Origin of the sequence: Pseudomonas sp. St386, from assembly GCF_018325865.1 — a bacterium.
In the GTDB taxonomy this organism is placed as follows: Bacteria; Pseudomonadota; Gammaproteobacteria; order Pseudomonadales; family Pseudomonadaceae; genus Aquipseudomonas; species Aquipseudomonas brassicacearum.
The window spans coordinates 2,215,122-2,239,078 of record NZ_AP021900.1; the positions used below are offsets into that span (position 1 = coordinate 2,215,122).

General features: G+C 59.5%; 21 protein-coding genes, 3 tRNA genes and 1 pseudogene. 18 read left to right on the top strand and 7 right to left on the bottom strand.

Going from position 1 to position 23,957, the window contains the following annotated elements; translation table 11 throughout:
- The first annotated feature begins 98 nt into the window (after window positions 1-98).
- The 5 genes and pseudogenes from KI235_RS09760 to KI235_RS09780 all read left to right on the top strand — a co-directional run bounded on the left by KI235_RS09760 (window position 99) and on the right by KI235_RS09780 (window position 7,899).
- Entirely contained in the window at window positions 99-1,670 is a 1,572-nt protein-coding gene (locus KI235_RS09760; protein ID WP_003199824.1) for a GGDEF domain-containing protein, read from the top strand.
- A gap of 205 nt (window positions 1,671-1,875) precedes the next feature.
- Window positions 1,876-4,452, top strand: a complete 2,577-nt coding sequence (locus KI235_RS09765; protein ID WP_212795657.1) for an EAL domain-containing protein — start codon at window positions 1,876-1,878, stop codon at window positions 4,450-4,452.
- Between the two features lie 69 nt (window positions 4,453-4,521).
- Entirely contained in the window at window positions 4,522-5,316 is a 795-nt protein-coding gene (xth, locus tag KI235_RS09770) for an exodeoxyribonuclease III (RefSeq protein ID WP_212795658.1), read from the top strand.
- 115 nt (window positions 5,317-5,431) lie between these two features.
- Window positions 5,432-6,256, top strand: a complete 825-nt coding sequence (locus tag KI235_RS09775; RefSeq protein WP_003199829.1) for an arylamine N-acetyltransferase — start codon at window positions 5,432-5,434, stop codon at window positions 6,254-6,256.
- Window positions 6,257-6,379: 123 nt separating this feature from the next.
- A pseudogene (locus KI235_RS09780) lies at window positions 6,380-7,899 on the top strand (nucleobase:cation symporter-2 family protein).
- A gap of 75 nt (window positions 7,900-7,974) precedes the next feature.
- Here KI235_RS09780 and KI235_RS09785 read toward each other — a convergent pair.
- The gene (locus tag KI235_RS09785) at window positions 7,975-8,328 is read right to left on the bottom strand and encodes a hypothetical protein (protein ID WP_003199833.1); all 354 of its coding nucleotides are present in this window, start codon (window positions 8,326-8,328) and stop codon (window positions 7,975-7,977) included.
- 262 nt (window positions 8,329-8,590) lie between these two features.
- On the opposite strand from KI235_RS09785, the gene KI235_RS09790 reads away from it, so the two are divergent.
- Window positions 8,591-9,412 (top strand): shikimate 5-dehydrogenase, encoded by an 822-nt coding sequence (locus KI235_RS09790; protein ID WP_003199836.1) that lies wholly within the window; start codon window positions 8,591-8,593, stop codon window positions 9,410-9,412.
- 6 nt (window positions 9,413-9,418) lie between these two features.
- On the opposite strand, the gene KI235_RS09795 is transcribed toward KI235_RS09790, so the two are convergent.
- Window positions 9,419-10,066, bottom strand: coding sequence for a DUF480 domain-containing protein (locus KI235_RS09795; protein WP_003199838.1), 648 nt, complete (start codon window positions 10,064-10,066; stop codon window positions 9,419-9,421).
- A 130-nt stretch (window positions 10,067-10,196) separates the two neighbouring features.
- Between KI235_RS09795 and KI235_RS09800 the strand changes: the two genes are divergently transcribed.
- The gene (locus tag KI235_RS09800; protein ID WP_003199840.1) at window positions 10,197-10,706 is read left to right on the top strand and encodes a DUF1993 domain-containing protein; all 510 of its coding nucleotides are present in this window, start codon (window positions 10,197-10,199) and stop codon (window positions 10,704-10,706) included.
- Window positions 10,707-10,916: 210 nt separating this feature from the next.
- Here the strand turns inward: KI235_RS09800 and sstT are convergent, their stop codons facing one another.
- Window positions 10,917-12,149: a serine/threonine transporter SstT gene (sstT, locus tag KI235_RS09805; RefSeq protein WP_003199842.1), complete on the bottom strand. Its 1,233-nt coding sequence runs from the start codon at window positions 12,147-12,149 to the stop codon at window positions 10,917-10,919.
- A 283-nt stretch (window positions 12,150-12,432) separates the two neighbouring features.
- On the opposite strand from sstT, the gene KI235_RS09810 reads away from it, so the two are divergent.
- Window positions 12,433-13,584 (top strand): MFS transporter, encoded by a 1,152-nt coding sequence (locus tag KI235_RS09810; RefSeq protein ID WP_212795659.1) that lies wholly within the window; start codon window positions 12,433-12,435, stop codon window positions 13,582-13,584.
- On the opposite strand, the gene nhaR is transcribed toward KI235_RS09810, so the two are convergent.
- Entirely contained in the window at window positions 13,581-14,477 is an 897-nt protein-coding gene (nhaR, locus tag KI235_RS09815) for a transcriptional activator NhaR (RefSeq protein WP_003199846.1), read from the bottom strand. The genes KI235_RS09810 and nhaR overlap by 4 nt on opposite strands.
- Before the next feature lie 139 nt (window positions 14,478-14,616).
- Between nhaR and KI235_RS09820 the strand changes: the two genes are divergently transcribed.
- Window positions 14,617-14,868 (top strand): hypothetical protein, encoded by a 252-nt coding sequence (locus tag KI235_RS09820; RefSeq protein ID WP_003199848.1) that lies wholly within the window; start codon window positions 14,617-14,619, stop codon window positions 14,866-14,868.
- A gap of 26 nt (window positions 14,869-14,894) precedes the next feature.
- Window positions 14,895-15,644, top strand: a complete 750-nt coding sequence (locus KI235_RS09825; protein ID WP_003199850.1) for a TerC family protein — start codon at window positions 14,895-14,897, stop codon at window positions 15,642-15,644.
- Window positions 15,645-15,714: 70 nt separating this feature from the next.
- Here the strand turns inward: KI235_RS09825 and KI235_RS09830 are convergent, their stop codons facing one another.
- Entirely contained in the window at window positions 15,715-15,879 is a 165-nt protein-coding gene (locus KI235_RS09830; RefSeq protein ID WP_003199851.1) for a hypothetical protein, read from the bottom strand.
- 223 nt (window positions 15,880-16,102) lie between these two features.
- On the opposite strand from KI235_RS09830, the gene KI235_RS09835 reads away from it, so the two are divergent.
- Window positions 16,103-16,780: a hypothetical protein gene (locus tag KI235_RS09835; RefSeq protein ID WP_069970975.1), complete on the top strand. Its 678-nt coding sequence runs from the start codon at window positions 16,103-16,105 to the stop codon at window positions 16,778-16,780.
- Window positions 16,781-16,881: 101 nt separating this feature from the next.
- Window positions 16,882-17,076 carry a DUF6021 family protein gene (locus KI235_RS09840; RefSeq protein WP_027912605.1) on the top strand — a complete coding sequence of 65 codons (195 nt, stop codon included), beginning with the start codon at window positions 16,882-16,884 and terminating at the stop codon, window positions 17,074-17,076.
- A 173-nt stretch (window positions 17,077-17,249) separates the two neighbouring features.
- On the opposite strand, the gene pbpG is transcribed toward KI235_RS09840, so the two are convergent.
- Together pbpG and folD are read right to left on the bottom strand one after the other, a co-directional pair.
- A complete protein-coding gene (gene pbpG / locus KI235_RS09845) occupies window positions 17,250-18,188 on the bottom strand; it encodes a D-alanyl-D-alanine endopeptidase (RefSeq protein WP_003199856.1) in 939 nt (312 codons plus the stop codon).
- 310 nt (window positions 18,189-18,498) lie between these two features.
- Entirely contained in the window at window positions 18,499-19,353 is an 855-nt protein-coding gene (gene folD / locus KI235_RS09850; protein WP_003199858.1) for a bifunctional methylenetetrahydrofolate dehydrogenase/methenyltetrahydrofolate cyclohydrolase FolD, read from the bottom strand.
- Between the two features lie 281 nt (window positions 19,354-19,634).
- On the opposite strand from folD, the gene KI235_RS09855 reads away from it, so the two are divergent.
- The 6 genes from KI235_RS09855 (at window position 19,635) to clpX (ending at window position 23,829) form a co-directional block, all read left to right on the top strand.
- Window positions 19,635-19,711: transfer RNA gene (locus tag KI235_RS09855), tRNA-Arg, on the top strand.
- A 41-nt stretch (window positions 19,712-19,752) separates the two neighbouring features.
- Window positions 19,753-19,828 (top strand) — tRNA-His (locus KI235_RS09860).
- A 58-nt stretch (window positions 19,829-19,886) separates the two neighbouring features.
- Window positions 19,887-19,971 (top strand) — tRNA-Leu (locus KI235_RS09865).
- A 422-nt stretch (window positions 19,972-20,393) separates the two neighbouring features.
- Window positions 20,394-21,704: a trigger factor gene (gene tig / locus KI235_RS09870; protein WP_003199860.1), complete on the top strand. Its 1,311-nt coding sequence runs from the start codon at window positions 20,394-20,396 to the stop codon at window positions 21,702-21,704.
- Between the two features lie 93 nt (window positions 21,705-21,797).
- On the top strand, window positions 21,798-22,433 hold the full coding sequence (gene clpP / locus KI235_RS09875; RefSeq protein WP_003199862.1) for an ATP-dependent Clp endopeptidase proteolytic subunit ClpP: 636 nt from the start codon (window positions 21,798-21,800) through the stop codon (window positions 22,431-22,433).
- A 112-nt stretch (window positions 22,434-22,545) separates the two neighbouring features.
- Window positions 22,546-23,829 (top strand): ATP-dependent Clp protease ATP-binding subunit ClpX, encoded by a 1,284-nt coding sequence (gene clpX / locus KI235_RS09880; protein WP_003183176.1) that lies wholly within the window; start codon window positions 22,546-22,548, stop codon window positions 23,827-23,829.
- Window positions 23,830-23,957 lie beyond the last annotated feature (128 nt).

Here is a 23,957-nt window from a genome sequence, read left to right on the forward strand (position 1 = left end):
CACGGGCAAATTGCCGCCTCACAAGCGGTAGGCTAAGCTCACGAATATTGGGGGCTTTGAGCGAATTCGCTCATGTTTTGCCCCCTTCAGGAATTCGCTTGCCTATCTCTATTTTCGATCCTTTCCATGTCCCTGGCGGTGCCTTGAAGCGCCTGCCGTTGCTCAAGGCAGCGGTTACGTTTATCGCGGCGGTGTGCCTGTGCCTGTGCGGTCTGCTTTACCTGCAACTGGAGCAATCGCGCAGCCACGACCTGGAGTCGGCCCGCGTCGCTTCGGCGACCCTTACCCGGGCCATGGCCCAGCAGGCCCAGGACACCTTCCTCCAGACTGATCTGGTGTTGGCCAGTCTGACGGATTGGATCCAGGTCGATGGCTACGGCCCCGCCGTACAGCCACGCTTGCAGCAGACCTTTGCCCGCCGTGTGCAATCGCTTGAGCAATTGCATGGCCTGTTCCTGTTCGACAAGCACGGTCACTGGGTGGTGACCTCTTTTGACAACCTGCACAGGGGCGCAGGGGTGGCGGACCGGGATTATTTTGCTTTCCACCAACAGAATGCCTCCTTGATCGCTCATATCGGCCCAGCGATTCGCAGCCGGCAAAACGGCGAATGGATCATTCCCGTTTCCCGCCGTTTGAACGATCAGGATGGCAACTTCCAAGGCGTGTTGATGGCCGGCATCAAAATGTCGTACTTCGACCGATTCTTCAAAAGCTTCAGCCTGGATGAGCAAGGCGAGATGGCCCTGGCTTTGTCTGACGGGACACTCTTGGCCCGGCGCCCCTTCGATGAGGGACGGATCGGTCACCCGCTGGCAGAGGAACACATCTACAACCATGTCCTGACCGGCGGGATGTCTGGCGATGCACTCATCCGTTCGACCATCGACGGTGTCGTCAGGCTGTATGGACACCAGCATCTACAGGCTTATCCGCTGGTGGTCACTGCTGCGATGTCTGAGGACGCGATCCTGTCGGGGTGGCATGACCGGGCTTTCCAATCCAGCCTGATTGTCGGTCTGGTGGTGCTGGGCATTTGCTTGTTCGGCTGGGTATTCGTGCGCCAGGTACGTAACAGCGAACGGATCGAAGCGGACTTGCGCAAGGCTCAGCAAGCGTTGGAGCTGATTGCCACCCATGACAGCCTCACCGGGCTGGCGAACCGGCGTCTGTTCGAGCGTGCCCTGGACATCGAGTTCGGCCGGGGCGCCCGTCAGCGCAGCCCCTTGAGCCTGATCATGCTCGATATCGATTTTTTCAAGCGCTACAACGACGCCTATGGGCACGTGGCCGGGGACCATTGCCTGGCGGAAGTGGCCAAGGTGCTCAAGGACTGTTGCCATCGCAAGGCCGATCTGGCGGTGCGTTATGGCGGCGAAGAGTTTGCGGTTTTGTTGCCCGACACCAATCTTTCGGGGGCCATGGCGTTGGCCGAGCAGATCCGCCGCAGCGTCATCGACAAGCACATCACCCACTCCGGCTCCCCGACCGGCCACCTCACGGTGAGCCTGGGCTGTTATGCCTTTGTGCCCAGCGGCCTGGACAGCATCGAAGTCTTCATCCAGCGGGCCGATGCGGCGCTTTACCAGGCCAAGCACGGCGGCCGCAACCGTGTGGCGGTGTTATCGACGGAAAGTGGGCTCGATACACTGGCGCGCTCGGATCGTTGAGATCGGTTGGAATCATCGGCAACGTGCCACGGTCCATTGTTCAGACACTGTGCTGGTGCCATATACGAGGTGTGTAGGTTCTTTCGCAAAAAACCGTGGGCTCGCCAAGTGATCAGGCAGCGGGTGCTAAGGTTGGGAGCATGACTGGCCGCGGACCCTCACCGTTCTCGATCGGAGCCAGCGTTGACAGGACAGGAGCAGATCAATGGATTCCGCTGCCGATACCCCTTCAAACACTGCGCGTCACACACCGATTACCCGTCGCCTGGTCGTGGCGGTCGGGGCACTATTTGTCCTGGGCATCCTGGTGGCGGTTGCCGCGTTGTTCGATATTGCGCAAAAGCTGGACGCGGAGGATGTGCGCAAGACGCATTTCTATATCGAGCGCGCCCTCGAGAATCGCACCACCGCCGCGAAAAACTACATCGCCAGTTACGCCTACTGGACCACGGCCTACGAGCGCCTCAACGGCGAGGTCGACGTGCAATGGGCCTACGCCGAACAGAACATGGGAAAGACCCTGTTCACCAACGATGAATACGAGGGTGTGTTTGTCATTGATCGGCAACGCACCAAATACGCCGTGGTGCGCGGGCGCAATGTCCAAGGTGATGCCGCGGTTTATATGAATGCGTCGCTGACCAACCTGGTGGATCAGCTCCAGGCGCAGCCCGACCTGACGATGTCCACGACCCGCTACACCTTGTTCGAGGGCTGGCCGGCCATCGTCACGGCGTCGGTGATTCTGCCCAATGACGAACGGCCCCAGGTCGAGTCCAAAGGCACCTCGGTCTTGCTGTTCGTCGACCAACTGACACCGGTCAAGCTGCGCAAGCTGGGCAAGAGTTATGGCCTCACCGACTTGAACCTCAAGAAAGACATCGAGCTTGAGCCCGGCCAGCCGGCCGTGCCGCTGGACAGTACCGGTTTCAGCCTGGTGTCCCGCCTGGAGCGGCCGGGCCAGCAATTGCTCTGGTCCCTGGTGCCGCCGCTGGGTGGCGCATTGTTTATTCTCGCACTGCTGACTGCCTACTTTTCTCGCTATGCGTTGCGCACGGCACGGCATGTGGACGCCAGTTACGACAGCCTGGAACAGTCGGCGCATGCGCTCGAGGCCAGCGAAGAGCGCTTTCGGGCCGTGGCCGAGGCGGCCTCCGACTGGATTTGGGAAATCGACGGGCAGCAACGCATCACTTATCTGTCGGGGCGTTTCAATACGGTCACCGGGTTTTCCGACCAGCAATGGCTGGGGCAGGACATCGAGCAACTGCTGTATTGCGATACCACGCCGATTGCCCTCTGGCTGGGCAAGTTGACGGAGGAACAGAACGCCAGCAACTTGCGCTGTTCCTACCGCGATCATTCCGGGCAATTGCGTTTCTGCCGTGTATCGGCACGCCCGATCTATAACAAGGCTGAGGTGGTGGGCTATCGCGGTACCGCCAGCGACATCACCGATGAGGTGGCGGCCCATGCCCAGGTCCAGCATCTGTCGATGCACGATGCGCTGACCGGCCTGCCGAACCGTAACAAGCTGGCGCGGCACCTCGATGATGCGCTGGTGGCCAAGGAGCATTCCGCACCGTTGACCTTGCTGATGGTCGACCTGGACAATTTCAAGCCGATCAACGACTCCCTCGGCCACCCGGCCGGCGACGCGGTGTTGCTGGAAGTTGCCCAGCGACTGCGCGACTGCACCCGCGAGCAAGACCTGGTGGCGCGCCTGGGAGGGGACGAGTTCGTGGTGGTGCTCAACGGGATGGAGCACACCACTGAGATCGACCGATTCTGTGAGCGGCTGATCGACAGCCTGCAGCAGCCGATCCTCTACGAAACCCATTCGTTGCACATCGGCGCGAGCATTGGTATCGCTGTCAGCCGCCGCCAGGGTTATGCACCCGGAGAACTGATCCGCTGCGCCGACATTGCCTTGTACCAGGCCAAGTCCGAGGGCAAGAAAACCTGGTGCTATTTCGCCTCGCAGATGAACGATCAGATCCAGCATCGTCGCCAACTGGAAAGCGACCTGCGCCAGGCTGTGAAGAAAAACGAATTCGTCCTGCATTTCCAGCCGCGCTACACCGTCGATGGTCGGGAGATCGTGGCGGTCGAGGCGTTGGTTCGCTGGCAGCATCCGACCCAAGGTTTGTTGAGCCCCGACGCCTTCATTCCATTGGCCGAGCAAACCGACTTGATCGTCCCGCTTTCGCAATGGGTATTGCGCGAAGCCTGCGAAACCGCGCTGACCTGGCCGGGAGAATTGATGGTCTCGGTCAACCTGTCGCCGGCGCAGTTCGAGCGCAGCGATGTGGTGGAGGATGTGCGACAGGTGTTGATCGAAACCCGTTTCCCGGCGAGTCGCCTGGAACTGGAGATCACTGAAAACGTGATGCTCAACGACGTTGATGGCGCCCTGCAGGTCATGAATGCCCTGAAGGAACTGGGCGTGCGCTTGAACATGGACGATTTCGGTACCGGTTATTCGTCCCTCGGTTATCTGCGCACCTATCCATTCGATGGCATCAAGATCGACAAGCGCTTCATTGCTTCGATGAGCAACAGCAGCAATGACCGCGCCGTGGTACAGGCGATCATCAACCTGGGCAAGGCCATGGGGCTGACGGTGACTGCCGAGGGCGTGGAAACCCAGGCCCAGCTCGGCTCACTGGGCTCGGACCAATGCCACGAAGTGCAGGGTTATTTCCTCAGCCGGCCGATCGACAAGCAAGCCTTTGCACACTTATTGGCGAGTGGCCTGCCGTTGCCGAAAACGGGTTCCTGAAAACCTGTTGCAACCACCCAGTCCGGTTGTCGGTCACAACTGTGACTTGGCATTTCGAGTTCTGGCGCTATGAAAAACCTTCGGATCGCGACCTTCAACATCAATGGCATCCGGACCCGGCTGCCCAACCTGCTGGAATGGCTGGAGCGGGAAAAACCCGACATTGCCTGTTTGCAGGAGCTCAAGGCCGTGGACAAGGATTTCCCGGCGGCGGAGCTGGAGTCGGTGGGGTACGGGGCGATCTGGCATGGGCAGGCGTCCTGGAACGGCGTTGCGATCCTGGCCCGTGACGCGCAGCCGCTGGAGAGCCGCCGAGGCTTGCCCGGTGGGGATGACGACAATCACAGTCGCTATCTGGAGGCGGCGGTGCATGGCGTGCTGGTGGGCTGCCTGTACCTGCCCAACGGCAATCCGCAACCGGGTCCGAAGTTCGATTACAAGCTGGCGTGGTTCGAACGGCTGATCGACTACGCCCAAGGGTTGCAGGCCAGCGATCACCCCGTGGTGCTGGCCGGTGATTACAACGTGGTGCCTACCGACATGGACATCTACAACCCGCGCTCCTGGCTCAAGGATGCGCTGTTGCAGCCAGAAAGCCGCGCGTGCTACCTGCGGCTGCTGGACCAGGGCTGGACCGATTCGTTGCGCCACCTGTATCCGGACGAGCGGATCTACACTTTCTGGGATTATTTCCGCCAGCACTGGCAGAAAAACTCCGGGCTGCGCATCGATCACCTGCTGCTCAACCCGGCGGCCAGCGCCTACCTGAGCGAGGCCGGCGTGGACGCCTGGGTCCGGAACCAACCCCATCCCAGTGACCATGCGCCCACCTGGATCCGGCTGGCGTCACGCAAGCGGCGGTGACCAGGGAGGCATCCGGTCGATTGTTGTCTCTGTGAGGGGAATGCCTTATACCTGGCGCCCAATAGCAGTGCGCTTGTCGTGAGCGCAGCGCCGACCCTGGAAAAGGACACCCCTCATGAGTCACCCCCAACTGAGCGACACGGCCCGCTATCTGCGGCGCCTGGGTTTCGACGCCCCCCCAGCGCCGACCCTCGACACGTTGCGCCAACTGCAACAGCGCCATACCGCCGAATTCCCTTTTGAAACCCTGTCGACCTTGCTGCGTCAGCCCGTGCCCGTCGACCTTGAATCGGTCGAACGAAAAGTGTTCGAACAGGGGCGCGGTGGCTATTGCTATGAACTCAACCAACTGTTTTTGGCGCTGTTGCTGGAGTTGGGTTTCGACGCCCGCGGCATCACCGGGCGCGTGGTGATGAACGCGCCTGAAGGCTCTTGGGCTGCCCGGACCCACCGGCTGAGCCTGGTGACGTTCGACGGCGTGCGCTACATCACTGACGTCGGCTTTGGTGGCATGGTGCCCACTGCGCCGTTGTTGCTGGACAGCCGTGAAGCCCAAGCAACGCCCCATGAGCCGTACCGCATCGAAACCCATGCGGACGGTTATATGTTGCGCGCCAACGTCGCCGACGAATGGCGGCCGATGTACCTGTTCGATCTGCAACGCCAGGAAGACATCGACTACACCCTCGGTAATTGGTACGTCAGCAGTCACCCGGAATCGCCGTTCATGGGCCGGTTGATGGTCGCGCGTACCGGTGACGGGTTGCGCAAGACCCTGAACGGCAACAGCTATGCGGTGCACCGGATAGGGCAGGAGAGCGAGCGCCGGGTGATCGCCGATGCCGATGAGTTGATCGACTTGCTCGAACAAGAGTTTGGCCTGCGCGTACCGCCGCGCGAGCTGTTGCGGCCGGCGATCGTGGGGTTGCTCCAGCCATAAAAAGGCTGTTGGCCGGGGAGCCTGTTCCTGCGTATGGCAACAAGTTGTATACAACTCTATGGACATTTGTCCTGAGTTTTGAATACAGTGTGCCCATAACAAAAAACAGGGAATCCCCGAACCATGAAAACGCCCCATGTTTCACTCCCACGGCCCGAGGACGAAAACCTTGGCGTCGGCGCGAATATGGCTTACGGCCTGCAACATGTGTTGACCATGTACGGTGGCATCGTCGCCGTGCCATTGATCATCGGCCAGGCGGCCGGGCTCTCGCCCGCGGACATCGGTCTGTTGATTGCCGCGTCATTGTTCGCGGGGGCTTGGCAACGTTGCTGCAAACCCTCGGCCTGCCGTTTTTCGGCTGCCAACTGCCCTTGGTGCAAGGCGTATCGTTCTCGGGCGTGGCGACGATGGTGGCGATTGTCGGCAGCGGCGGGGAAGGCGGCTTTCAAGCCATCCTTGGCGCGGTGATCGCCGCGTCCCTGATTGGTTTGCTGATTACCCCGGTGTTTTCACGCATCACCCGGTTCTTTCCGCCACTGGTCACCGGCATCGTGATCACCACCATCGGCCTGACCCTGATGCCGGTGGCGGCGCGCTGGGCCATGGGGGGCAACAGCCATGCCGCTGATTTCGGCAGCATGGCCAACATCGGCCTGGCCGCAGTGACCCTTGTGCTGGTGCTCCTGCTGAGCAAAATGGGTAACGCAACCATTTCGCGGTTGTCGATTCTGTTGGCGATGGTGATTGGTACCGTCATCGCTGTGTTCCTCGGCATGGCGGACTTTTCATCGGTCGGCCAGGGCCCGATGTTCGGCTTCCCGACACCGTTCCATTTCGGCATGCCGACTTTCCACATCGCCGCCATCCTGTCGATGTGCATCGTGATCATGGTGACCTTGGTGGAAACCTCCGCCGACATCCTGGCGGTGGGCGAGATCATCGACACCAAAGTCGACTCCAGGCGCCTGGGCAACGGCTTGCGGGCCGACATGCTGTCGAGCATGATCGCGCCGATCTTCGGTTCCTTCACCCAGAGTGCCTTTGCCCAGAACGTCGGGCTGGTGGCGGTGACCGGGATCAAGAGCCGTTTCGTGGTGGCGACCGGCGGGGTCTTCCTGGTGGTGCTCGGCCTGCTGCCGTTCATGGGCCGGGTGATCGCAGCGGTGCCGACCTCGGTACTGGGCGGTGCTGGTATCGTGCTGTTCGGCACGGTGGCTGCCAGTGGCATCCGCACGCTGTCCAAAGTCGACTACCGCAACAACGTCAACCTGATCATCGTCGCCACTTCCATTGGTTTTGGCATGATTCCCATCGCTGCACCGAACTTCTATGACCATTTCCCGAGCTGGTTCGAGACCATCTTTCATTCGGGCATCAGTTCTTCGGCAATCATGGCGATCGCGCTGAACCTGGCGTTCAACCACTTCACCGCCGGTAACTCCGACCAGCAGTCGGTTTTCGCCGCCGGCACCGAGCGAGTGTTGCGCTACCAGGACCTGGCGGCGCTTCGTGAAGGTGATTACTTCAGCGATGGCAAGCTGCACGACTGCGATGGCAACGAGATTCCCGTGGTGACTGAGCCTGTTCACGGGGCGGCGGAGCATGCGCCGGTCCGTTTGAAAAGCAGCGAGCACGTCTGACAATTACACTGTGGCGAATATGAAAAAGCCTGTGATCATTGATCACAGGCTTTTTTTTGCCACCCGGGAAGCTGATTACCAGCGACCGTAATGACCACGAGGCGGGCCATAGTAGTAGCCCCGTGGTGGCCCGTAATACACCGGCGCTGGGCGATAGTAGATCGGTTGCTCTACATACACCGGCTGTGGCTGGTAGTAGACCGGCGGTGGTTGCTGCACATAGACCGGCTGCGGTTGGTAGTAGACCGGTTGTTGCTGCACATACACCGGCCGATCACGGTTGATGAGGGCCGAGCCAACGATGGCCGAACCGACGATTGCGCCAAACACTGCGGGCCCCTCCCAACCACCACGACCGTGGGCGGATGCCTGGCCGGTGACCGCGAGTGCCCCCATGAGCAGGGCGATGATGGGAAGTCTACGATTCATGGCTGTTCCTCGTTTCGGCCCCGGCGCCTGTGGTCTGTAACAGACCCGATGAGGGTCGCGGGGATACTTGCTCTGACAACGATTTTCTCAGGATTTGCGACGCCGTTGGGTAAATATTGTGTAAGGTCTGTAGCGCTTTTCCTTACCGCGCCGCGTCATCCAGGGGCCTGAGACCGGGCTGGGGCTGGCGGTATCATCATCGAATAAAACCTTTCGCAGCGGTGATTCCGTCTGTCCGAAAGTGAATTGCAAGGAGACACGCATGCAGATCAATCCCAACAAAGACACCCAACTGTGCATGTCGCTATCGGGGCGTCCCGGAAACTTCGGCCTGCGCTTTCATAATCACCTGTATGAACAATTGGGCCTGAATTTCTATTACAAGGCGTTCAGCAGCCGGGACCTGCCTGGAGCAGTGGGCGGTATCCGTGCCCTGGGAATTCGTGGATGCGGCGTGTCGATGCCGTTCAAGGAAGCCTGCATTGCCCTGGTGGATGAGCTGGATCCTTCCGCCGCGGCGATCCAGTCCATCAACACCATCGTCAATACCAATGGCCATCTGAAAGCCTACAACACCGACTACATCGCCATCGCCCAGTTGTTGCAAAGCCACGCGGTGCCCAAGGACTCGACCTTTGCCTTGCGCGGCAGCGGCGGCATGGCCAAGGCTGTGGCCAGTGCCTTGCGCGATGGGGGTTACAAGAACGGGCTGATCGTTGCCCGCAATGAAGCCGCCGGGCGAGCCCTGGCCGAGTCCCTGGGGTATGAATGGCAAGCTGACCTGGGTACCCGGCGGCCACAGATGCTGATCAACGTCACGCCGATCGGCATGACCGGGGGGCCGGAAGCCGACCAGTTGGCGTTTGAGCCCGAGACCATCGTCGCGGCCGAAACTGTGTTCGATGTCGTGGCGATCCCGTCGGAAACGCCGCTGATCGTGCGCGCCAGGGCCGAAGGCAAGCGGGTCATCACCGGGCTGGAAGTCATTGCGATCCAGGCACTGGAGCAGTTCGTGCTGTACACCGGCGTGCGGCCCAACCTGGAGCAATTCGAAAAAGCCGTGGCCTTCGCCCGGTTGGCGTAGGCGCTGCTATTCCAGCCGCGACAGGCGTTCTTCCAGGGCCGCGATCCGCGCTTCGAGTTCTTCGATGCGCTCCAGCGAGACAGCGCCGCCGGCTCCACGCTCCACCGGGTGCTGGCGGGCGGCGAGAATCGCCTCGATGTCCGCCGGGTCGCCCATGGCGTGCACATAGCGGTCTTCGCGCTGGCCGGCCTGGCGTGGCACCAGCAGCGCCAGCCCCCGGGCGATCAGGCGTTCAAGCTGGTGCACCACTTGTTCGGCGTCTTCGAAGTCGTGCATCCGACCGCTGCGGGTCAGTAGCTCATTGACGGTTTGCGGGCCACGCAGGAACAGCAGGCCCATCAGGATCACTTGGGCCGGTACCAGCTCCAGGGCTTTGTCGACCCGATGTTCCCAGCGGTCGGCGCGGCTGCCCATCACCAGTTTGGTAAAGCCGCGACCTTCCAGTGCCCGCAGGCTCTGGCCGACCTGGCCCGGATTGAGGTTCATCACCGGTTCGCGGCTGGTTTTCTGGTTGCAGGCCAGGACCAGGGCGTTGAGCGTCAGCGGGTAGGTCTCGGGGTTGGTGGCCTGCTTCTCGACCAGCGTGCCGAGGATGCGGATTTCCGTGCTATTGAGCCGTGGTTCTTCAGCCTGGCTTTGTTCTTCGATGCTCATCGCGCGTTCCCTATGCTGTGGAAGCCGCCTAGCCTAATCCTTGCGCAATAAAAGACAAGCTGTGCAACAAGCCGTGGCTATAATCGCAGCCGTTTGATTCATTCTTTCCTGCCACCTGCATGAGATCGCCATGACTATTTCCCTGTACGCCGCTTCCGTCCCGGTTTTCAAGCAGATGCTCAACGCGTTGAGCGACGTTCTGAACAAGGCCGAAGCCCACGCCACCGCGAAGAACATCGACCCGAACGCCTTCCTGCAAGCTCGCCTGTACCCGGACATGTTCCCACTGGTGCGCCAGGTGCAGATCGCGGTGGACTTCGCTAAAGGTGTGTCTGCACGCCTGGCCGAGATCGAAGTGCCGAAGTATGAGGACAGCGAGACCACGTTCGCCGAGCTGCAAGCCTTGATCGCCAAGGTCTTGGCCTTCATCGACGGTATCCGCCCTGAGCAGATCGATGGCAAGGAAGGCATCGAAATCGTCACCCGTCCGGGCACGCCGAAGGAAAAACGCTTCAGCGGCCAGAACTACCTGCTGACCTACGGCCTGCCGCAGTTCTTCTTCCACGTCACCACCACCTATGCCTTGCTGCGCCACAATGGCGTGGAAGTGGGTAAGCGCGACTACATGGGCGCGTTCTAACCCCGCAGGCATGAAAAAGCCCGGGACGGTGTGGGCCGTTCCCGGGCTTTTTTGTGGCTGACTGGCACATCCTCGGCGGATGTACCGCCGCTATCGCGAGCAAGCTCGCTCCCACAGGGGGCAGTGGCGCTCACACAATAGCTGCTACACAACACATCCCCTGTGGGAGCGAGCTTGCTCGCGATAGGGACCGAACAGCCACCGCAACTGTTACGCCGTACGCGCGAGCTTCTCTTCCTCACCCAGGCATGCGGCCGCTGTGAACAGCACATCCGTAGACGAGTTCAACGCCGTCTCCGCCGAGTCCTGCAGGACACCGATGATGAAACCCACCGCGACCACTTGCATGGCGATTTCGCTGGGAATGCCAAACAGGCTGCATGCCAGGGGAATCAGCAACAGCGAACCGCCGGCCACCCCGGATGCGCCGCACGCGCAAATCGCCGCGACAACGCTCAGCAGCACGGCCGTTGGCATATCCACTGCGATACCCAGGGTATGCACGGCCGCCAGGGTTAGCACGGTGATGGTAATGGCGGCGCCCGCCATGTTGATGGTCGCGCCCAGTGGGATCGACACCGAATAGGTGTCTTCGTGCAGGCCCAGGCGTTTGCTCAGTTCCAGGTTCACCGGAATGTTTGCCGCCGAGCTGCGGGTGAAAAACGCCGTGATACCACTCTCGCGCAGGCAGGTGAACACCAGCGGGTAGGGATTGCGACGCAGTTTCCAGAACACGATGAGCGGGTTGACCACCAATGCCACGAACAGCATGCAGCCAATCAGTACGGTGAGCAGGTGCAGGTAGCCGAGCAGGGCGCCGAAACCGGAGGTTGCCAGGGTCGAGGCGACCAGGCCGAAGATCCCCAGTGGGGCGAAGCGGATCACCAGGCGCACGATCACGGTCACGCCGTTGGACAGGTCTTCGAGCACGGTACGGGTGGTCTGGCCAGCATGACGAATGGCGATGCCCATGCCGATAGCCCAGGCCAGGATGCCTATGAAGTTACCGTCCATCAGCGCCCGGACCGGGTTATCCACCACGCTCAGCAGGAGGCTTTGCAGCACCTCGCTGATGCCACCGGGCGCCGTGACTGCGACGTCTTGGGTCGACAGCACGAGGCTGGACGGAAACAGCGTGCTGGCAACCACCGCGACCACTGCGGCGGCGAAAGTGCCCAGCAGGTAGAGGAACAAAATCGGCCGGATATGGGTTTCCTGGCCATGCTTATGGTTGGCGATCGAAGCCATGACCAGCACGAACACCAGGATCGGCGCCACGGCCTTGAGCGCGGACACGAAGACCTTGCCGATGAATGCGGTGGACTTGGCCACGTCGGGCGCCAGCCAAGCCAGGACGATACCGGCGATCAGGCCGATGACGATTTGCGTCACCAGGCTGGTGCGTTTGAGGCGTTGCATAGGGGTAACGGACGAAGCTGTCATAGCGGCATCTCTGATTTTATTGTGTGCGACGGTCGACGAGTCAGGGCAACAAGCGGGCAGGCCACATGAGCGGACCGTGAGAAAAGTACGGCGTTTTGCAGGCCGCGGACTTTATCACAGCCCGATGAAAAATCTGACGGACCTGTGACGATCCGTCACTCGGGTGTTCAAGCGCGTTTTGTCTGGTGGACGCATTCTGTTAGGCTTTGCCTTCATCACCTTTCTATATCCGCCAGCGAGCCCACGGGCTGACGCTGGTGTCGTCGTTTCGCTGGAGTTCTGCATGTTGTTACCCATTTTTCTGTTGTCGGCCGCCGGTTTTACGGTGCTGACCACGGAATTCGTCATCGTTGGCCTGTTGCCCTCTATCGCCCGCGACTTGCAGGTCAGCATCCCCCAGGCCGGGCTGCTGGTGACGTTGTTCGCGTTTACGGTGGCGGCGTTCGGGCCATTCCTGACGGCCTGGTTCGCCCGTTTTGAACGGCGCAAGTTGTTTATCAGTGTGCTGGTGATGTTCGGCCTGGCCAACATGCTCGCCGCAGTCGCCCCCAACATCTGGGTGATGGCCGTTGCCCGGTTGATTCCGGCCCTGGGCCTGCCGGTGTTCTGGGCGCTGGCCAGTGAAACGGCGGTGAACATTGTCGGGCCACAGTTGGCCGGGCGGGCCATCGCCCGGATCGGCTTTGGCATCGTCTGTGCCACGGTGTTCGGCATTCCCGTGGGCACGTTGATTTCCGATGCGTTTGGCTGGCGCAGTGCGTTCGCGATCCTGGCGGTCATCGCCTTCGCCAAGGCGTTGCTGCTGTTTATCTACTTGCCGAAAACCAATCTGCACCAGCATCAGGTGAGCTTTCGTTCGCAATTCAAGATCCTGCGCAGCCCGTTGATGCAAGGGCATGTGCTGTTGTCGATCCTGGTGTTCAGTGGCATGTTCACCGCCTACACCTATCTGGCGGATATCCTCGAACGCCTCGCCGGGTTCGATGGCACCCTGGTGGGCTGGTGCCTGATGGGCTTCGGCGCCGTCGGGCTGCTGGGCAATTCCCTGGGCGGTCGGGCGGTGGACCGGCATCCGTTGATCGCATCGATGGTCTTCTGCCTGTTCCTGATCGGCGGCATGGTGGCGTTGGTGCCGAGCATTCATTCACCCCTGGCGCTGGCGGCGGCGATGGGCATCTGGGGCGTGACCCAGGCGGCCTTGTTCCTGGTCAGCCATGTGCGGCTGATGAAGGCGGCCCCGCAGGCCCCGGCCTTTGCCGCATCGTTGAACATCGCCGGGGCCAACCTGGGGATTGGCCTGGGGGCGATGGTTGGTGGCCGGGTCATTGATACCCTGGGCCTGGGCAGTGTCGGGTTTGCGGCGGCCGGGTTCATCTTCGTATCGATCCTGCTGGCGTTGCTGCTGATGACCTTTAAACCTCGTGTCGCCTGCTAAGCGCTGAACAACTCGCGACGCGCGCCTTCGGCAATCGCGACGATGCCGGGGTGGCTGACCTTGCGCTCCACGGAAATGGCGTAGAAGGATTCGCTCACCGCGTCGGTCTGGCCGATCACTTCTACGCCGTACTGGCGCTTGACCTCTTCGGCGATCACGCTCGGGCCGATGAAAATCCCGCTGCCTGATTGGCCGAAGGCCTGCATCAATGCGCTGTCGTCGAACTCGCCGACGATGCGCGGCTGGATCTGTTGCTCGGCGAACCAGCGTTGCAAGCGGCTGCGCACCACGGTTTCCGGTCCGGGAATCAGCAACGGAGCGTCATGCAGGCCGTGGGGGAAATCCCGCCCGTAGCGTTCGGCCAGCGCGGCGGTGGCGAAAAAGCTGATCCCGCATTCCCCCAGTTTCTGGCTGTAGCCCTTGATGTCCAGGTGGGTCGGCATCGGGCTGTCGGAAATCACCAGGTCCAGACGCTGGATCGCCAGGTCCGCCAGCAGCCGTTCGAGCTTGTCCTCGCGACAGGTGATGCGTAGCGGCTCACTCAACTCCATGGTCGGCGCGAGCAGCCGGTAGACGATGGATTTGGGCACCACATCCGCCACCCCGACCCGAAACAGGGTTTGCTGCTCGTTGGGCTGGGCGCGCAGCATCAATTCCAGCTCACCGCCCAACTGGAACATGTGTTCGGCGTAGGGCAAGGTCTGGCGGCCGGCCTCGGTCAGTTCCAGCTGCCGTCCGACGCGGCGAAACAGCTTGATGTTATAGGTCTGCTCGAACAGGGAAATCTGCCCGCTGATGGTCTGAGGGGTCAGGTTCAACTGCTCGCAGGCGCGCACGATGCTGCCGGTTTTCGCCACCACCCAGAAGTAATGCAATTGTCGGTAATTGAGCATGGGTTCACGCGGATTCGTAAAAACCGAAGTATAACCGCTGAAAATACGAATTTTCCTGAAGTGTTCGCGTCTCTAGAATGCCTGGCCATTGGCGGGCCATTTTCGTGCACCTTCTATTCTCTCAAGAGGCATTTATTTCATGACATACAAATCCCTGGGACTTGCAGCCTTGTTGACGATGTCTGCAATGACATTGGCGGGCTGTGAACAGGCTGAAAAAAGTGCCCAGCAACTGATGGGACAGGCTGCGCAAACCGCCAAGCAGGCCATCGATGACACCCACAAGGCCGCCGAACAGGCGATCAGCGAAGCCACCGGCGGGTTGATCAGCCCGAAGAAGAAGCCGGCCGACGAAGCTGACGAAACACAAACCCCGACCAAAACCATCTAACACGTCACATCAGTCAGGACTGACCCATGGATTATCTTCTGCAGCTCGCCGCCAGCCCCACCGCGTGGATCGCCCTGGCAACTCTGGTGGTCATGGAAATCGTGCTCGGCATCGATAACCTGATCTTCATTTCGATTCTGACCAACAAGCTGCCCGCCCAGCACCGTGCCAAGGCACGGCGGATCGGTATCGGCATGGCGCTGATCCTGCGCCTGGGCTTGTTGAGCACCATTGCCTTCATTGTGCAGTTGACCGAACCGGTCATCGAAATCCTGGGTCAGGCGTTCTCCTGGAAAGACATGATCCTGATTGCCGGTGGTCTGTTCCTGCTGTGGAAAGCGACTACTGAAATCCACCACAGCATGGACCCGGCACCGGATGATCCCAAGTCGGCCACGTCCGGCGTGACCCTGGGCTTTGCTGCAGCGATTGGTCAGATCCTGATGTTGGACCTGGTGTTCTCCATCGACAGCATCATCACGGCTGTGGGCATGACCGAGCATTTGCCGATCATGATCATCGCGGTCGTTGTGTCGGTACTGGTGATGCTGCTGGCAGCCGAACCGCTGGCCAAGTTCATCAATGACAACCCGACGGTGGTGATGCTGGCCCTGGGCTTCCTGATCATGATCGGCATGACGCTGATCGCCGAAGGCTTCGGTGCCCATGTGCCCAAGGGTTATATCTACGCGGCCATGGCGTTCTCGGCGGCGATCGAAGTGTTGAACATGTTGTCCCGTCGGGCCAGGGAAAGGGCGTTGGCCGACAACGCCTGATGCCACGCAAACAGAAGCCACCCGGGTCGAGGCCCGGGTGGTTTTTTTTGAGGGTTTGAAAAGCGAATGCTCAGTGTGCGGTGGCGTGGCGTCGCGCGGATTTTGTGGTTTTTTCCGATTGCGCAGGTGGCGCGTGATGATGGCGCCGGGTGATCCGAAGCACGCCCCACAGCATGGCCGTGGCTACGCTCAGCCAGCCGAATATCAGCATCAGAATTGTCGTGGTCAGGCTCATCTGTGCCTCCTTTTATCCCCAGTCCGGGATCACGCACCTAATACATGGACAGTCTAGTCGCTCAAGTGTTGCAGGTAATCGATCCGTGGCGGTCGGGCACGGATCGGTTCGTTCTATCGCGCTCGTAAAACTGCCGTTATGGCTATACCCAGGGCTGTGCGCGCCTTATGATCGTCGACCCAAGCCTGGCCCGGATGCCGGGTGCCTGAACAAGAGAGTCATCATGTCGCCGGTCATTTCATCTTTTCGATCACTGGTACTGACGCTGTCCTGCCTCGTTGCCCTGGTGGGGTGTGCGGGCAGTGTGTCGCCGCAGATCCAGCGCCTGCCCGAACGGGTGGAGCTCAACAGCGTGCCGTTCTTTCGCGGCGAAATGTACCAGGGCGCCCCGCAGTCCCTGGCTGCCCTGCTGACGTTGCAAGGCACGGTGATCACGCCGGGGCTGCTGGAGAAACCGTTGCACCTGCCGGGTGGCGAAGCCGGTTTGCAGCAGAACATGCTAACCCTGGCGCGCGAATACGGGCTGCTGGTGTATCCCCTCGACGCCAGGCTGCCGGCGTTGTTGGAACAGGTCGCGGCAGGCTATCCGGTGCTGGTGCGCTATGTCGACGGTTCGGCGTTCTGGGCCGAGCCTCGGTACGGGATTCTCGCTGGCTACAACCGTCAGAAGCAGACGGTATTGCTGCGCTCAGGCATGAACCGACGGCAGTTGATGAGCTTCAGTGCCTTCGAATCGGCCTTCAAGAGCGCAGGCGGCTGGGCGGTGCTGGTCCAGCGACCTACGCAGCTTCCGGCCAATGTCGACTCGCAGCGGTGGCTCAAAGCGGCGGCCGAATTGGGCGGGGCAGGGCAGGAGCAAGCGGCGGCGCGGGCCACCAAGACCTTGGAAGCGGCGCATTGATCGTTCACCCCGTTCGTCACTTGCCGGGCACAACCTGGCAGGCCTGAGGCTCTTATCGTCAGGGTTGGGCATTTTCCGACCCGTGATTGGAGGAGGCACGCATGGCACAGTCGAAAACACCTACGGGGCCACATTCGTCAGAGCATTCCAGTGGTGATGACCTGGGGTTCGATCCGGATTCGCCGGACCTTGAGGACCCCCAGGTTGATCCGGTAGGGCCGGCCAAGGCGCCTCTGGACAAGAAGGATGGGCGTAAGCCCAAGCCCTATGATCCGCTGGGTGACCTGAAGGCCTAGGCATTATCTGTTCCGAGAGGCGTGGGTTGGTGTGTATATCCGTTATTTAGGTAACGGATATAAACACCAAAGCAATAAAACAAAAAAACGGCGCTCCCCATTTCTGAAAGAAGCGCCGCTTTTTCTAAGTGAACAGCATTACGACGAGTCGGGGCTTTTCTGTGTGCCGCGGATTATTGGGAGGCTTCCACCACACCACTCTGGCGGCTCTTGAGATTCTTGGCAGCCTTGTATTGCAGGGCCACTGACGGCACGTCGGTGCTTTTTCCGGTCTCGACCCAGCTACGAATCCGGCTGGCATCGGCGAAGTGCGTGAACTTGCCGAATGCATCGAGGATCACCAGTGCCATCGGGCGATTGCCCATCTTCGTCACCAGCACCAGGCAGTGGCCGGCCTCGTTGGTGAAACCGGTCTTGGTCAACTGGATATCCCAGTTGGCCTTGTGGATCAAGTGGTCAGTGTTGCGAAAGCCCAGGCTATACACAGGCTTGCGGAAGGTAACGGTCTTTTCCTTGGTGGTGCTCAGTTCGCTCAGCAATGGATACTTGCGAGCGGCGATCAGCAGCTTGGTCAGGTCCCTGGCGGTCGAGACGTTGTGGATCGACAGGCCCGTCGGTTCGACGTAATGGGTGCTGGTCATGCCCAGCGCCTTCGCCTTGGCGTTCATGGCGGCAATGAACGCCGCATAGCCACCTGGATAGTGGTGGGCGAGGCTGGCGGCGGCGCGGTTTTCCGAAGACATCAGGGCGATCAGCAGCACGTCCCGGCGCGACAGCTCGCTGTTGAGTTTGACTCGGGAAAACACGCCCTTCATCTCTGGGGTGTTGGCAATGGTGATGGAGATGTACTCATCGAGGTTCTGTTTGGCATCCAGCACGATCAGGCCGGTCATCAACTTGGTCACCGACGCGATGGGTACCACCACGTCCGGGTTGCTCGAATAAACGACTTTATCCGTCTGCAGGTCCAGCAACATCGCGCTGCCCGAGGCGACTTGCAGCTTGGTCGTGTCCCGGGGGGCCGCGATGGTTTCCTGTGCAACGACATTTTGCGTGATAAAGCTGCCTGTGAAAGCGATGAATAGGCTGATGATGGAAAGACGGATTTTCACGCGAGTAGACTCGATAGAGTTGAAGGTGCCGTTGAGCAACGACTTTTAAAAAAAACGTCGCATTTTAGGAGTATGGGCGACAGCAGCGCTATATGCCTGTATCGCCAGGGCTTGTGAATAAATAAAGTTTCATGAGGGGGATTTTGGCGAAACGAATCTGAAAAATTCGTAATTTGGCGGCTAAAGTCCGGTCGCCAGAAACACCTGTGGGAGCAAGCTTGCTCGCGATAGCGACGTGTCAGTCAACTGGATGTTGGCCGGTCCATCGCTATCGCAAGCAAGCTCGCTCCCACAGGTTTGTTGACGCGTATCAGCTGTGCAGCGTTTCAGCCGCGTACAACGTGTTTTCCAGCAGGCAGGCGCGGGTCATCGGGCCTACGCCGCCAGGTACCGGCGTGATCCAGCCGGCGCGGGGCAGGGCGGTCTCATAGACCACGTCGCCCACCAGCTTGCCATCTTCCTGGCGATTGATGCCCACGTCGATGACGATGGCGCCTTCCTTGATCCACTCGCCCTTTACCAGGCCGGGTTTGCCGGCAGCCACCACCACCAGGTCCGCGCGGCCGACATGGCCAGCCAGATCCTTGGTGAAACGATGGGTCACGGTCACGGTGCAGCCGGCCAGCAGCAGCTCCATGGCCATTGGACGACCAACGATGTTGGACGCACCCACCACTACGGCGTCGAGGCCATACAGGTCCACGCCAGTGCTTTCCAGCAGCGTCATGATGCCTTTAGGGGTGCAGGGGCGAAGCAACGGAATGCGCTGGGCCAGGCGACCGACGTTATAAGGATGGAAGCCATCGACGTCTTTGTCCGGGCGGATACGCTCCAACAGCTTGGAGGCGTCGAGGTGTTCAGGCAGCGGCAGCTGGAGCAGAACGCCGTCGATGTTCGGGTCATCGTTCAGGCGATCGATCAGATCGGCCAACGCTTGCTGGGTGGTTTCGGAAGGCAGGTCGTAGGCCTGGGAAAGGAAGCCGACCTCTTCACAGTCTTTACGCTTGTGCGAGACATAAACCTGAGAGGCAGGATCGCTGCCGACCAGGATCACCGCAAGGCCGGGCGTACGCAGGCCTTGCTGGCGGCGCTCGGTGACTCGTTGGGCGATCTGCTGGCGCAGGCTGGCGGCGATCGATTTGCCGTCGATAAGTTGTGCAGTCATTGCGCGTGGTTAACCATCGAGAGGGGAAAAAAAGAGAACGCATTCTCGCATGCCGGGGCGTGGGGGCAAAGGCGCTTGGTCTGCAAATTCCCCTAACCCCTTTAATTAAATGAATTTTTTTTAAAAAAGAGTTGACGACCTATCAGGCCGTCTATAACATTCGTCGCACTTGTCGGGCACAGCCTAGCACTGGTTAAGAAGGTGGAGCGGAGTTGGTTGTTTCAACTCGGTAAAACTGAAAGCACTTAGTTTGTAATCGTCCAAGAATACAGATTAAAAAGGCGCCCGTAGCTCAGCTGGATAGAGCATCCGCCTTCTAAGCGGATGGTCGCAGGTTCGAGTCCTGCCGGGTGCGCCAATTAGGCAGCTTTGGCACAAGTAAGGCAACAAGGCAATATGGTGGGCGTAGCTCAGTTGGTAGAGCACGGGATTGTGACTCCCGTTGTCGTGGGTTCGATCCCCATCGTCCACCCCATATTCTAGAAAGGCGCCAGATCTAACAATCTGGCGCCTTTGCTTTAAAAGCTTGATACGCGGATGTGGTGGAATTGGTAGACACACTGGATTTAGGTTCCAGCGCCGCAAGGTGTGAGAGTTCGAGTCTCTCCGTCCGCACCATACAAGTCGCTATTTAAATAGCAGAAAACGGCGCAGTACCTGAAAAGGGCTGCGCCGTTTTTGTTTTCAGTGGTTCTGTGTTTGGCGTCGGTACGGTTTTTGGAGCTGCGCGCAGCGGTCGGTTCTTCGTGAATGTGTTTCGTGATGATGCGCGGTATGCCCGTTGGTCTCCTTGTGGGGCGGGGCGCTGCGCGACCGGACAAGCCCCTTCTATATATAGAAGCGTTGGCGCAGAGCCTTGGACTGAATCGACTGTATTTGCAATCCGGGTGGGGCATGACCGTTTGCCCTGTCCTAAATCCGGCGCCTGTTTCCAGCGCGTTTTCAGTAGGGTGACTTCTTGAGTTTGACCTACTAGAATGCATGCCCTTGATTCTGGGGTCGGAAACGCCCGGCCAACGTCTGTGCAACGAGGAATATCCATGCAAGTTTCTGTTGAAAATACTTCTGCTCTTGAGCGCCGCATGAGCATCACCGTGCCGGCTGAGCGCATCGAGACTCAGGTCAACAAGCGTCTGCAGCAGACTGCCCAAAAGGCCAAAATCCCAGGTTTCCGCCCAGGCAAAGTGCCAATGAGCGTGATCCGTCAGCGTTACGAAGCTGATGCGCGTCAGGAAGCCGTGGGCGACGTGATCCAGTCTTCGTTCTACGAAGCGGTCGTCGAGCAGAAGCTGAACCCGGCCGGCGCTCCGTCCGTCGAGCCTAAAGTGCTGGAAAAAGGCAAGGACCTGGAATTCGTCGCCACGTTCGAAGTGTTCCCTGAGTTCACGGTTGCCGGTTTCGAATCCATCGCCGTCGAGCGCCTGAGCGCTGACGTGTCGGATGCCGACCTGGACAAGATGCTGGACATCCTGCGCAAGCAGAACACCCGTTTCGAAGTGACTGAGCGTGCTGCCCAGAACGAAGATCAACTGAACATCGATTTCGTCGGCAAGGTCGACGGTGAAGTGTTCGCGGGCGGTTCCGCCAAGGCTACCCAGCTGGTGCTGGGTTCCGGCCGCATGATTCCTGGCTTCGAAGACGGCCTGGTTGGCGCCAAGGCCGGTGAAGAGCGCGTTCTGAACGTGACCTTCCCTGAGGACTACCAGAACCTGGACCTGGCTGGCAAAGCCGCCGAGTTCACCGTGACCGTCAACACTGTTTCCGAGCCGAAACTGCCTGAGCTGAACGAAGAGTTCTTCGCCCAGTTCGGCATCAAGGAAACCGGTCTGGAAGGTTTCCGCACCGAAGTTCGCAAGAACATGGAGCGTGAGCTGCGCCAGGCCATCAAGTCCAAGGTCAAGAACCAGGTCATGGACGGTCTGCTGGCCTCCAACCCGATCGAAGTGCCAAAGGCCCTGCTGGACAACGAAGTGAACCGTCTGCGCGTGCAGGCTGTTCAGCAGTTCGGTGGCAACATCAAGCCGGACCAACTGCCTGCCGAACTGTTCGAAGAGCAAGCCAAGCGCCGCGTCGTGCTGGGCCTGATCGTCGCCGAAGTGGTCAAGCAGTTCGAACTCAAGCCTGACGAAGCCCGCGTTCGCGAGCTGATCCAGGAAATGGCCTCGGCCTATCAAGAGCCTGAGCAAGTCGTGTCCTGGTACTACAAGAACGACCAGCAACTGAACGAAGTCCGTTCGGTTGTGCTGGAAGAACAAGTTGTGGATACTGTTCTGCAGAAAGCTAGCGTGACCGATAAAGCGGTCTCTTACGAAGAAGCGGTCAAGCCGGTGGAAGCTCCACAAGCCGATTGATGGTTCTGCGGTAAGAAATAAACACCCATAAGCCAGCCTTCGTGCTGGCTTATGCGTATTCAAGACATAACTATTTGGGAGTGACTGCGAGACATGTCCCGCAATTCTTTTTATCAGCAGAGCTCTGACATCCAGGCCGCAGGCGGCCTGGTCCCGATGGTTATCGAGCAGTCCGCCCGCGGCGAACGTGCCTATGACATCTACTCGCGTCTGCTCAAGGAACGCGTCATCTTTCTGGTGGGCCCGGTAGAGGACTACATGGCCAACCTGATCTGTGCGCAACTGTTGTTCCTTGAAGCCGAAAACCCGGACAAGGATATCCATCTCTATATCAACTCCCCTGGCGGTTCGGTGACGGCGGGCATGTCGATCTACGACACCATGCAGTTCATCAAGCCTAACGTTTCGACGACCTGTATCGGTCAGGCTTGCAGCATGGGTGCGTTTTTGCTGACAGCTGGTGCCCATGGCAAGCGTTACTGCCTGCCGAACTCGCGCGTGATGATTCACCAGCCGCTGGGCGGTTTCCAGGGCCAGGCATCGGATATTGAAATCCATGCCAAGGAAATCCTCTTCATTCGCGAGCGCCTCAATACCTTGATGGCCAAGCACAGCGGGCGCACGCTAGAAGAAATCGAGCGCGATACCAACCGCGACAATTTCATGAGCGCTGAAGCCGCACGTGAATATGGTCTGATCGATGAAGTGATCAACCAGCGCCCCGCTTAAAATAAGCAGCTCAAAATGAGGTTGATCGGCAGGTCCGATCACCTGCGGGCTTGAAAAAGCCCGCAATTGCCTTCATCTTGTGTTGCAAGCCTATCGGATTTGGATCGATCGAATGACTGACACCCGCAACGGCGAGGACAACGGCAAACTGCTTTATTGCTCCTTCTGTGGCAAAAGCCAGCATGAAGTGCGCAAATTGATTGCCGGCCCCTCGGTCTTCATTTGCGACGAGTGCGTCGACCTGTGCAATGACATCATCCGCGAGGAGGTGCAGGAAGCCCAGGCCGAGAGCAGCGCGCATAAATTGCCTTCGCCTAAAGAAATCAGCGGCATCCTTGATCAGTATGTGATTGGTCAGGAACGTGCGAAAAAGGTACTGGCCGTAGCGGTGTACAACCACTACAAGCGCCTGAACCAACGTGACAAGAAGAATGACGACGTCGAACTCGGCAAGAGCAACATCCTGCTGATCGGCCCGACAGGCTCGGGTAAGACCCTGCTTGCCGAAACCCTGGCCCGCTTGCTGAACGTTCCGTTCACCATCGCCGACGCAACCACCCTCACTGAGGCGGGTTATGTGGGTGAGGATGTAGAGAACATCATTCAGAAGTTGTTGCAGAAGTGCGACTACGATGTGGAAAAGGCCCAGATGGGCATTGTCTACATCGATGAAATCGACAAGATTTCCCGCAAGTCCGACAACCCGTCCATCACCCGGGATGTTTCCGGTGAGGGCGTGCAGCAGGCCTTGCTCAAGTTGATCGAAGGTACGGTCGCTTCCGTTCCACCCCAAGGTGGTCGCAAGCATCCGCAGCAGGAATTCCTGCAAGTCGACACCCGTAACATCCTGTTCATCTGCGGTGGTGCGTTCTCCGGCCTGGAAAAGGTTATCCAAAACCGTTCCACCCGTGGTGGCATTGGTTTCAACGCCGAAGTGCGCAGCAAGGAAGAAGGCAAGAAAGTCGGTGAATCCCTGCGTGAAGTCGAGCCTGACGATTTGGTCAAGTTCGGTCTGATCCCGGAATTCGTCGGTCGTCTGCCGGTCCTGGCGACGCTGGACGAGTTGGATGAAGCGGCATTGATGCAGATCCTGACCGAGCCGAAGAACGCCCTGACCAAGCAGTATGCCAAGTTGTTCGAAATGGAAGGTGTAGACCTGGAATTCCGTTCCGACGCGCTGAAATCGGTCGCAAAACGTGCCCTGGAGCGTAAGACCGGTGCCCGTGGATTGCGCTCGATTCTCGAAGGCGTATTGCTCGACACGATGTACGAGATCCCCTCGCAGTCCGAGGTGAGTAAAGTCGTGATCGATGAAAGCGTCATAGAAGGCAAGTCCAAGCCACTGTATATCTATGAAAACAGTGAGCCGGCTGCCAAGGCCGCACCGGACGCTTAAGCGTTCGGCTGCCGGAACAAAGGAGGGGCCTTCGGGCCCCTTTGCTTTTTGCGCGTTTTAGACGTGTCTTAGCGCTTGTTTTTTTTCAAGGCTGCCCCCATCTTGGTTTCAAGCTTACTTCCATCTGT